Origin of the sequence: Actinomadura sp. NPDC049753 (genome assembly GCF_040674655.1) — a bacterium.
Taxonomy (GTDB): Bacteria; Actinomycetota; Actinomycetes; order Streptosporangiales; family Streptosporangiaceae; genus Spirillospora; species Spirillospora verrucosospora.
Genome location: NZ_JBFARL010000260.1, coordinates 1 through 9728, shown reverse-complemented (window position 1 = coordinate 9728; position 9728 = coordinate 1). Strand labels below are relative to the sequence as shown.

At 73.2% G+C, this 9728-nt stretch carries 11 protein-coding genes; 5 read left to right on the top strand and 6 right to left on the bottom strand.

The window, feature by feature from the left end; genetic code table 11:
• From dhaM to dhaK, 3 genes are all read right to left on the bottom strand, one after another.
• On the bottom strand, positions 1-439 hold a 439-nt coding region (gene dhaM / locus AB0K37_RS37440), incomplete at its 3' end, for a dihydroxyacetone kinase phosphoryl donor subunit DhaM (protein ID WP_363989641.1).
• A gap of 1 nt (position 440) precedes the next feature.
• Positions 441-1103 carry a dihydroxyacetone kinase subunit DhaL gene (dhaL, locus tag AB0K37_RS37435; protein ID WP_363989638.1) on the bottom strand — a complete coding sequence of 221 codons (663 nt, stop codon included), beginning with the start codon at positions 1101-1103 and terminating at the stop codon, positions 441-443.
• Positions 1100-2095, bottom strand: a complete 996-nt coding sequence (gene dhaK, locus AB0K37_RS37430; RefSeq protein ID WP_363989636.1) for a dihydroxyacetone kinase subunit DhaK — start codon at positions 2093-2095, stop codon at positions 1100-1102. Before dhaK ends, dhaL begins: the two co-directional genes overlap by 4 nt.
• 100 nt (positions 2096-2195) lie before the next feature.
• Between dhaK and AB0K37_RS37425 the strand changes: the two genes are divergently transcribed.
• The 4 genes from AB0K37_RS37425 to AB0K37_RS37410 all read left to right on the top strand — a co-directional run bounded on the left by AB0K37_RS37425 (position 2196) and on the right by AB0K37_RS37410 (position 5810).
• Positions 2196-3176, top strand: a complete 981-nt coding sequence (locus AB0K37_RS37425; protein WP_363989634.1) for a nucleoside hydrolase — start codon at positions 2196-2198, stop codon at positions 3174-3176.
• 163 nt (positions 3177-3339) lie between these two features.
• Entirely contained in the window at positions 3340-4023 is a 684-nt protein-coding gene (locus AB0K37_RS37420; RefSeq protein WP_363989646.1) for a PIG-L deacetylase family protein, read from the top strand.
• A 176-nt stretch (positions 4024-4199) separates the two neighbouring features.
• Positions 4200-4655 carry an SRPBCC family protein gene (locus AB0K37_RS37415; protein WP_363989632.1) on the top strand — a complete coding sequence of 152 codons (456 nt, stop codon included), beginning with the start codon at positions 4200-4202 and terminating at the stop codon, positions 4653-4655.
• 411 nt (positions 4656-5066) lie between these two features.
• Positions 5067-5810 carry a serine hydrolase gene (locus tag AB0K37_RS37410; protein ID WP_363989630.1) on the top strand — a complete coding sequence of 248 codons (744 nt, stop codon included), beginning with the start codon at positions 5067-5069 and terminating at the stop codon, positions 5808-5810.
• 126 nt (positions 5811-5936) lie between these two features.
• Here AB0K37_RS37410 and AB0K37_RS37405 read toward each other — a convergent pair whose 3' ends face one another.
• The 3 genes from AB0K37_RS37405 to AB0K37_RS37395 form a co-directional block, all read right to left on the bottom strand.
• The gene (locus AB0K37_RS37405; protein WP_363989628.1) at positions 5937-6695 is read right to left on the bottom strand and encodes a DUF4190 domain-containing protein; all 759 of its coding nucleotides are present in this window, start codon (positions 6693-6695) and stop codon (positions 5937-5939) included.
• Positions 6696-6822: 127 nt separating this feature from the next.
• Positions 6823-7464, bottom strand: a complete 642-nt coding sequence (locus tag AB0K37_RS37400) for a response regulator transcription factor (protein ID WP_363989627.1) — start codon at positions 7462-7464, stop codon at positions 6823-6825.
• Positions 7465-7513: 49 nt separating this feature from the next.
• The gene (locus AB0K37_RS37395; protein WP_363989643.1) at positions 7514-8656 is read right to left on the bottom strand and encodes a PspC domain-containing protein; all 1143 of its coding nucleotides are present in this window, start codon (positions 8654-8656) and stop codon (positions 7514-7516) included.
• Between the two features lie 225 nt (positions 8657-8881).
• On the opposite strand from AB0K37_RS37395, the gene AB0K37_RS37390 reads away from it, so the two are divergent.
• Positions 8882-9728, top strand: an 847-nt coding sequence (locus AB0K37_RS37390; protein WP_363989624.1) for a PspC domain-containing protein, incomplete at its 3' end; no start/stop codon positions are given.

The window sequence follows — 9728 nt, the reverse complement described above, 5'->3', positions numbered from 1 at the left end:
TCGAACACGCGCTCCCTGTCGGCGGGCGCGATGCCGATGCCGTCGTCGGTGACGACGAGCAGCGCCCGCCCGTCCCGCCTGCCCACCTCCACCGTTGGACGGCGGTGAGGTCCGCGCCGGTCGCGGCCATCGACGCGGCGGCGACGGCGCCCTCGACCAGCGGCGCGTCCGCGAGCAGGACGTCGTCGCCTTCGGCGTCCTCGATGAGCATCTTGGCGGTCAGCACGGAACTGCCGAGGTCGGCGAGCAGCACGACGCCGTCGCCGCCGTCGGCCGCGGCGACCGCCTGCTCGACGAGGTCGATGCTCGTCCCGAGGCGCCCTTCGGAATCTCCCCCGGCGGGTTCGACGACGGCCTTGCCGACGCCCATGGCGCGGGCGACCTCGGCGACGCCCTCGGCGAGCGTCCGGCTGTGGGAGATGATGACGATGCCGACCATGTCACCCCACCCCCGCTGATTCCGCGACATCGGCGAGGGTTTCGAGCACCAGGGCGGTGGAGGACGCGCCGGGGTCCATGTGCCCCTCGCTGCGCTCGCCCAGGTAGCTCGCCCGGCCCTTGCGCGCCCGCATCGGGACGGTGCCGTCCGCGCCCTTCGCGGCGGCCTCCGCGGCGGCCCGCGCGCATCCGGCGAGGTCGGAGCCGTCCGCCAGGGCCGCCTCGTACGCCGCGACGGCCGGAGCCAGCGCGTCGACCATCGTCTTGTCGCCCTCGGCGGCCTTCCCGAGATCCTCGACGCCCTCGAGGGCGGCCCGGAGCGCGGCGCCGAGCGCGGCGGCGTCCACGTCGGCGGCGTCGCCGAACGCCTTGCCCGCGCGGCGCAGCGCCGTCCCGTAGAGGGGGCCGGACGCGCCGCCGGTCTTCGACACGATGGCCCGGCCGGCCGCGATCAGCACCTTCCCCGGCGGGGCGTCCCCGGGCAGCGCCTCCACCGCGGCGCGGAAGCCGCGGTCGAGGTTGAGGCCGTGGTCGCCGTCGCCGATCGCCGCGTCCAGCCGCGTCAGCCGCTCGGCGTCGGCGGACACCCGTTCGGCCGTCCGCCTGATCCAGGCCGCGAAGTCCCCCGCGTCCATCGAACCCGTGCCCCTCGAACCCGTGCTCATCGGCCCCACCGCAGCCCCGGCGTCTCGACGGGCGCGTCCCACAGGCGGACCAGCTCGGGCGTCACCCGGCACACGCTGATCATGCAGCCCGCCATCTCCAGGCTGGTCACGTACGGCCCGACCAGGCGGCGGACGACGGTCGCGCCGTGCCCCTCCAGCCATTCGGCCGCCGCCGCGTAGGCGACGTACTGCTCGATCAGCGGGGTGCCGCCCATCCCGTTGACCAGCACGAGCACCTCGGAACCCGACAGCGGCATGTCCGCGTCGATCGCGCTGAGCGCGGCGTCCACGATCTGCTCGGCGGTGCCGATCCCGACGCGTTCGCGGCCGGGCTCGCCGTGGATGCCGATGCCGAGCTCCATCTCGCCCTCGTCCAGCTCGAACGTCGGCGTCCCGGCCGCCGGGACCGTGCAGGACGACAGCGCCACGCCGAACGACCTGCTGCGCTCGTTCACCTCCCGGGCCACGGCCGCCACGTCCGCGAGCGGGGCCCCCTCCTCGGCGAGCGCCCCGGCGGTCTTCTCGACGAACAGCGTGGCGCCGGTGCCGCGGCGCCCGGCGGTGAACGTGCTGTCCTCCACCGCGACGTCGTCGTCGACGATGACGGACACGACCTCGATGTCCTCGTCCTCGGCGAGTTCGGCGGCCATCTGGAAGTTCATGACGTCGCCGGTGTAGTTCTTCACCAGGTGCAGCACTCCGGCGCCGCCGTCCACCGCCATCGTCGCGGCGATGATCTGGTCGGGGACGGGAGAGGTGAAGACCTCCCCGCAGCAGGCCGCGTCCAGCATCCCGTAGCCGACGAATCCGGCGTGGAGCGGTTCGTGCCCGGATCCGCCGCCCGAGACCAGGGCGACCTTCCCGGTGCGCGGGGCGTCCCCCCGTATGACGGTCCCGGTCCCCGGGTCGACCTTCAGCGACGGGTGCGCGGCGGCCAGCCCGCGCAGGGCGTCGGACACCACGTCCGCCGGGGCGTTGATGAGTTTGCGCATGTCTCAGGCTTACCCCGGGGAAGCGCCCCGTCCCAGGCCCAATCGCCGATCATGCGATTCGGGGGTGCCCGGACGGCCCGCGCCCGCATAGGTTGCACCCGTGACGAAGGCACCGAAGATCCTTTATGACTGCGACACCGGCATCGACGACGCGATGACGCTGCTCTACCTGGCCTCGCTGGTGCGGGCGGGGAGGGCGGAGCTGGCGGCGGTCGGCACGGTGCACGGGAACATCGACCCGATGACCGGCGCGCTGAACACGCTGCGCGTCCTGGAGGCCGCCGGAGTTCCCGCGGGCGAGCCCGGGCCGGGAGGGCCGGTGGTGCCGGTCGCGGTCGGCGCCGCCAGGCCCATGGCGCAGGACGTCCACTACGCGCTCGACTGGCACGGCACCGACGGCCTCGGCGACACGCACCTCCCCGAGCCCGCGGGACGCCCGGTCGCCGAGCCCGCCGCCGCGCAGATCGTCCGGCTGGCCCGCGCGATGCCCGGCGAGCTGACCCTGCTCGCGACCGGCCCGCTGACCAACCTCGGCGCGGCGCTGCTGCTGGACGGCGAGCTGCCGTCGCTGATCCGCGAGGTCGTGGTGATGGGCGGCGCGTTCGACCACCCCGGCAACATCACCACGCACGCCGAGGCGAACATCTGGCACGACCCCGAGGCCGCCGACCTGGTGTTCGCGGCGGACTGGCCGATCGTCCTGGTGCCGCTGGACGCGACGCACCCGACCGCCGTCCACGACGACTGGCTGGACAGGCTGGCCGCGCACGACACCCCCGTCGCCCGGTTCGCCGCGGACATCCTGGAGTTCTACGCGGACGCCTACACCCCCACCCTGAAGCGCCGGGGCGCCGTCATCCACGACGCCCTCGCCGCGATGCTGGTCGTCGACCCGGACCTCGGCGAGTACGTCCAGCGTCCGGTGCGGGTGGAGCTGCGGGGCGAGCTGACGCGCGGCACGACCGTGTGGGACGCCCGCTCGCTGCCCGCCGAGGACACCCGCCGTCCGGTGAAGGTGGCCGTGGGCAGCGACGTCGCGCGGTTCCAGGAGGGCCTTCTGTCGGCCCTCCTCACCTTCTGAGCGGGACCCGCCTCCCCCGGCCGCCTCGGATCCGGTCTCCCGGCACACCCGGAACGTTCGCCGAAAGACGCATCCGGGTATGCCGGAACCATTGGCCGACCTTATTGTTGAAGATGTGACCAACGCACTGGACGACAGCGAGCTGCAGCGGATCCTCGCCGTGATGGCGCATCCCGACGACGTCGACTTCGGCGCGGCGGGGACGGTGGCGCACTGGACGGACCGCGGGATCGAGGTCGTCTACCTCATGGTCACCGACGGCGACGCGGGAGGCTTCGACGACGGCGTCACCCGCGAGGAGATGGCCGTTCTGCGCCGCGAGGAGCAGCGCGCCGCGGCCAAGTGCGTCGGGGTGAGCGACGTCCGGTTCCTCGGGTATCCGGACGGGCGGGTCGAGGTGGGCTTCGGCCTGCGCCGCGACATCGCGCGCGTGATCCGGCAGGTGCGCCCGGACCGGGTGCTGATGCCGAGCCCCGAGCGCAACTACGAGCGGATCTACCCCAGCCACCCCGACCACCGGGCCGTCGGCTCGGCCGCGCTCGACGCCGTCTACCCCGACGCCCGCAACCCCTACGCCTTCCCGGAGCTGCTCGCCGACGAGGGCCTGGAGGCGTGGACGGCGCGGGAGGTGTGGCTGTCCGGCGGCCCCGTGGTGAACCACTACGTCGACATCACCGACCAGTTCGACCGGAAGGTGAACGCGCTGCGGGCCCACGCCAGCCAGACCGCCCACATGGGGGACGGCCTGCCGGAGATGCTGCGCGGCTGGCTCGCGGCCAACGCCGCCGCCGCGGGGCTGCCCGAGGGACGTCTCGCCGAGTCGTTCCAGGTCGTCGACACCGCCTGAGCCCCACCACGACTCTCGGGGAACGCGACCCCAGGTAATGCGCCGCCCTCGCAAAGGCTCACCGAAGCGGTCAGGTCACTCAAGTCTCGGTCACTTAGCAAATACAGTCTCTTACAAGCCGTAATCAGCCTCCGAGCGGGCATGTACCCCCATGTGACAGAACTCGGGGGGTCGTCATGCCGCGTGAGATCGAGGCCACCGCCACATCCGCCGCCGCGCCTGAAGTGATCTTCAAGCACGTCTGCGTGCCGGAGGCATGGGACGAGTGGGGCGGTTTCTGGACCAGGGTGCGGCGGGAGTCCGCCGGCGAGGAGCACCCGAACGGGCTCGGGGCCGTCCGGTACGTCCGCTCGTGGCGCGAGGAGGTCGTGGCCTGGGACCCACCGCGGCACTACGGCTACGTCGCGCTGGCCGGCCATCCGGAGCGGCGCCTTCGCGCGGACATCACGCTGGAGCCCCACTTCGCGGGCACGCTGATCCGCTGGCGCGGCGAGGTGGACGGCTTCCCCGGCACCGGACCGCTCACGAGCGCCGTCCTGCGCCGCCGCCTCGACGCGTACGCGCACCGGTTGGCGCGGCATTCCGAGCGCTGCGAACCGGGCTGCCCGGCCCGCCTGCCAGGCGCCCTCTAGGCCCACACGCCGCCCAGGCGCGCACCCCGGGCAACACATGCCCACGGCGACGCACGCCCGCGAGCGGCTGCACCCGAAGGCTCACCCGTCTGGCCGCGCACGACCAAGAACCCGTGCGCGGCCGATGAGCCGTGCACGGCTAGAGGGATCACGGGCGTCCGCCCGGCCGTGCGGGTGACGAGGCATGGCGTGGGGTGTGCTCGTTCTCGGGGCTTGTCAGCTTTGGTTTGGGTCGCATGAGTTTCGGGGGAATCGATGCGGCGTCAGTTGATGGTGCTCGCTCTCTTGGCGGGTAGCGGGGCGGGTTCGGCCGTCTACTGGTCGATGGCGGACGGGCCGCCGCGCGGGGGGCGTGTCGTCGTGAACGCGGGTGGGTCCGCGGCGGCGGGGCGGGATATGTCCTCGGTCCGGTTGGCAAGTCGCCCGTTCGACTCTGGGGCGCTGCGCCAGGCGGTGCGCGCCTATGTCCGGAAACGTCCGGGCAGGGCCGGGGTGATGGTGAAGGACCTCAGGACGGGAATGTCGTTCGGCGAGAACCAGGACGGGCGGTTCGTCTCCGCCAGCATCATGAAGGTCGACATCCTGGCGAGCCTCCTGCTGCAGCGGCAGGCCGACGGGCGAGGGCTTGACGGCACGGAGCGGGCGCTGGCCCGAACGATGATCAGGGAAAGCGACAACGCGGCGGCGGACGTCCTGTACTCCGCGGCCGGTCACGGCCCCGGGGTCGCGAGATCGAACATGGCGTTCGGGCTGAAGGACACGAAGCCGTTCCCCACCTCATGGGGGTCGTCCTGGACGAGCCCGGCCGATCAGGTGCGCCTCCTGACGAACCTGGCGACGGACGAGAGCCCGTTGGAGGCGCGCGGGCGCCGGTACATCCTCGGTCTGATGGGGGCCGTGCTGGACGAGCAGGCGTGGGGGGTCAGCGCGGCGGCGCGTCCGGGAGAGAGGGTGGCGCTGAAGAACGGATGGGTGCCGCTCCGCTTCCAGGGGCACGGCTGGTCGATCAACAGCATCGGCCGCGTCAGCGGTCCCGACCACGACTTCCTCGTCGCGGTGTGCAGCGGGGGCAACCCGACGATGGAGACGGGGGTGTCGACCGTCGAACACGTCGCCGACATGGTCGTCGACGGCTTGCGCGAGTCGCGGGCGTGAGGGGGTTCGCGCGGCGGGAACGCCTCTGGTCCGGAGGAACCGGTACGGAGAGAGGCGGGCGCAGAACCGGGGAGCCGCGGTTCCGGACCGGGCGGCGGGCCGGCCGCCCAGCGTGCGCCGGGAACGTCAGCGGTGCAGGGGTCGGGTGAGCTTCTTGCCGTCGGCGGCGGCCACGGCGACGCAGGTGACGGTGCGGTCGCCGGACTTCCACGAGTCGGCCGTCGGGTAGTAGTAGGAGTTCGCGATGCCCCGCGCGGCCGGGTCGCGGTTGATCCGCGCCTGCGTGCGGAGCTTGCACCCGTTCAGGGCGAGCTGCTGGAGCCGCGCCTCGGGCGGCATGACGAAGCCCTTCAGCCGGAAGACGGCCGTGACCTCGCCGTCGTGCGGCCCCGTGCAAGGCACGATCTTGACGCTCTCCACCTCGACCGGCGCCTCGGTCGCGGTGCTGGTGGCGCCCGAGTTGTCGTTGATGCAGTCGCCGACCTTCATCTTCTTGGCGTCGACCTCCTTGGGCTTGGTCTGGGTCACCTTGGGCGTGGCCCCGGCGCCGCCGGACGAGCCGTCACCGCTCAGCGCGAAGGCGGCGATGCCGCCCACGATCCACAGGCAGGACAGGACGATCCCGGCGATCGCGAGGCCGCGGCCCTTGCCGCCCTTCTTCGCCATCTGGCTGAGCGAGACGGCGCCGAGGACGAGGCCGACGACGCCGAAGCATCCGAGGAGGCCGGTCACGAACGCGGCGATCGCCAGCCCGTTCGTCTTGTCGGAATCGGATCCGTACGGGGAGCCGGGGCCGTGGTCGCCCGGCATCGGCGGGGGCGGGGGCTGGGGCGGATAGGGGGCCTGGGGGCCCGGCTGCGCGGGCCCGGGTGGTGGATAGGTCATGACGAGCGACTGTTCCACACGGGAGGGTGCTCGTGATCATGATGCGCGGCAACCGGGGATTACGATTCGTTCACAACCGCAGTGAAAACGTTTACTCCCGGGCCCGTCCGGGAAGAGCATTCTCCCTCTAGACGAGACGGCGGGCGGCGGCCCAGCGCGACAGCTCGTGCCGGTTCGACAGCTGGAGTTTCCGCAGAACGCTGCTGACGTGCGTCTCCACCGTCTTCACCGAGATGAACAGCTCCTTGGCGATCTCCTTGTAGGCGTAGCCGCGCGCGATCAGCCGCAGCACGTCGCGCTCCCGCTGAGTGATCTGGTCCAGCTCCGGGTCGACCGATGGGGCGTCCGTGGCGGCGAACGCGTCCAGGACGAATCCGGCGAGCCGCGGCGAGAACACCGCGTCCCCGTCGGCGACCCGGCCGATCGCGTCCGTCAGCTCGGGGCCGGAGATCGTCTTGGTCACGTAGCCGCGGGCCCCGCCGCGCACGACGCCGATGACGTCCTCCGCCGCGTCCGACACCGACAGCGCGAGGAACTTGGACGAGACGGCGCCGTGCAGCCGCCGCAGCACCTCGATGCCCCCGCCGCCGGGCAGGTGGACGTCCAGCAGGACCACGTCCGGCTGCGTCCCGCGGATCACCGCGACCGCCTCGTCGACGTCGCCGGCCTCCCCGACGATCTCGACGCCCCCGCCGAGCTCCGCCTTCACGCCGGTCCGGAACATCTGGTGGTCGTCGACCAGCACGACCCTCTTCAACGACCCGCTCACGCCCACGTCCCGCTCCACCTCACCATGCGCCGCCGCCCGGCGGCCGCGCTCACGACTTCTTGATCTCCAGGCGCACCTCGGTGCCCTCGCCCGGCGCGGTGCGGACGGTGGCCTTGCCGCCGTTGCGCTCCATACGTCCGATGATGGACCCTCGGACGCCCATCCTGTCCTCCGGGACCTGGTCGAGAACGAACCCCTTGCCCCGGTCGCGGACGAAGATGGCGATCTCGTCGCCCTCCACCTCCGCGTACACCGACACCGAGGGCGCCTCGGCGTACTTGGCGGCGTTCACCATCGCCTCCCGCGCGGCCTGCAGCGCGGCGCCGAGCCGCTCGTCCAGCGCCGTGTCGCCCACGCAGACGACCTCGATCGGAACGTTGTGGTCGTCCTCGACCTCCCCGGCCGCCTCCCGGATCGCGGCGGCGAACGTCTGGTCGGGGTCGGCGCGCGGCTGGTAGAGCCAGGTCCGCAGCGTCCGCTCCTGGGAGCGGGCGAGCCGCTGCACCTCGCGGGTGTCGTGCGCGTTCCGCTGGATGAGGGTCAGCGTGTGCAGCACCGAGTCGTGGATGTGGGCTGCGAGCTCGGCGCGCTCCTGGGAACGGATGCGCTCGTGCCGTTCGGCGTCGAGGTCCTGCCAGAGCCGCACGACCCACGGCGTCACGATCACCGCGACCCCGGTCAGGATGATCAGCATGGCGATGAGGACGGACCGCGCCTGGTCGGCCTCCACCTTCTGCGCCACGAAACCGCCGATGCCGCCGACGACGAGGAGCAGGCCGAGCAGGCTGCGCAGCCACCTCTGGCGCAGCGGCAGCGTCCAGCGCTGCCGCTGGTCGCGGTCGGCCTGCTGCCACAGGATCGCGGCGCCGACGCCGCCGACGATGAACGGCCACAGCGCCCACCGGACGACCCCGGCCGCGCCCCACGGCAGCGCCGCCAGCCCGAACGCCACGGCCGCGTAGGCGAGCAGCTGGCCCCAGTCCCGGCCGCGCCGCCGCCCGCCCGCCTCGGCCGAGGACCTCTCCCGGACGGGAAGGAGGATCCAGAACGCGGCATAGGCGGCGAAACCGAGCCCGCTCGCCATCGTGAGCAGGACGAACGCGCCTCGGACGAGGAACACGTCCACGCCGAGGTGCACGGCCAGACCCCGGCCCACCCCGGCGACGAGCCGCCCTTCGGCCGCCCGTTCCAACCGGGCCGGCCCGAGGGGGCTCGCGCCCGCCGGTCCCGGCGGCGCCGCCGGCCGTTCCGCCGTCTCCTGGCTCACCGCCGTCCTTCCCCAGGTTCTCCCACGTCATCGATCGTCACACGCCCGGACATGTTTCGCATCAGGGGCCCACCCCGGGCCGGTCTCAGGGTCGGAATCAGGGACGTCCCCGATACCGCGCGCCGCGCGGGGCAGGCGACCATGACTGGCATGGGCGAGAAAGAGGGCCAGAACGAGGACCTGCACGGGCGCACCGAGGACGGGCCCGCCGCCGGTGACCCCGGCGCGGGCGGCCCCAGGCTGAGCGAGGCCGGTGTGGGCGAGTCCGGTGCTGCCGGGTCCGGGCTCGGAGGGCGCGGCTTCGGCGGCCTGGGCGAGCGGGCCGCCGGCGGGCAGGCCGCGGGCGGTTACCGGAGGCTCTCGCGGGACGCCGAGCGGAAGGTGCTCGCCGGCGTGTGCACGGGGCTCGCCCGCTACACCGGCATCGACCCGGTCGTGTTCCGTGTCGGGTTCGCGGTCCTCGCGCTCGCGCACGGGCAGGGGATCTTCCTCTACATCGTGGCGGCGCTGCTGATGCCGGCGAGCCCGGGCGAGTCGTCGCTCGCCGAGCAGTGGCTCAAGCGGTGGTTCGACGGGCAGGCCGTCCTGACGATCCTCGGCGCGCTGCTGTGCGTGGGCGTCGCGTTCAGCCTCTTCGGCGGGGTCCCCACCGACGCCATCGCGCCTCTGGTGGTGGTCGGGCTGGTGCTGCTGGTCGCGCACTCGCGGGGCGTCGACCTTCTCTCCGTGGCGCGGACCGTCCCCGAGCGGATCACCGGGCACGCGCCGGAGCCCTCCGCGAAGTGGACGCGGGCCGAGACCGCGTCCGCCGGCGGCGTCTCGCTCGACAAGGACGTCCCTCCCGGCGAGGGCGGGCCCCTCGGCGGGCCCGGGGCCTCCGGGCGGGGCGGGCTGCCCGAAGGCATGATCGATCTCGCCGGAGGCGATCCTCGGCAGGAGTTCGCGCTTCTGCTCGGCGGTGCCGTGGCGGGCGACGGTCAGGCCGCCGAACGCGGGC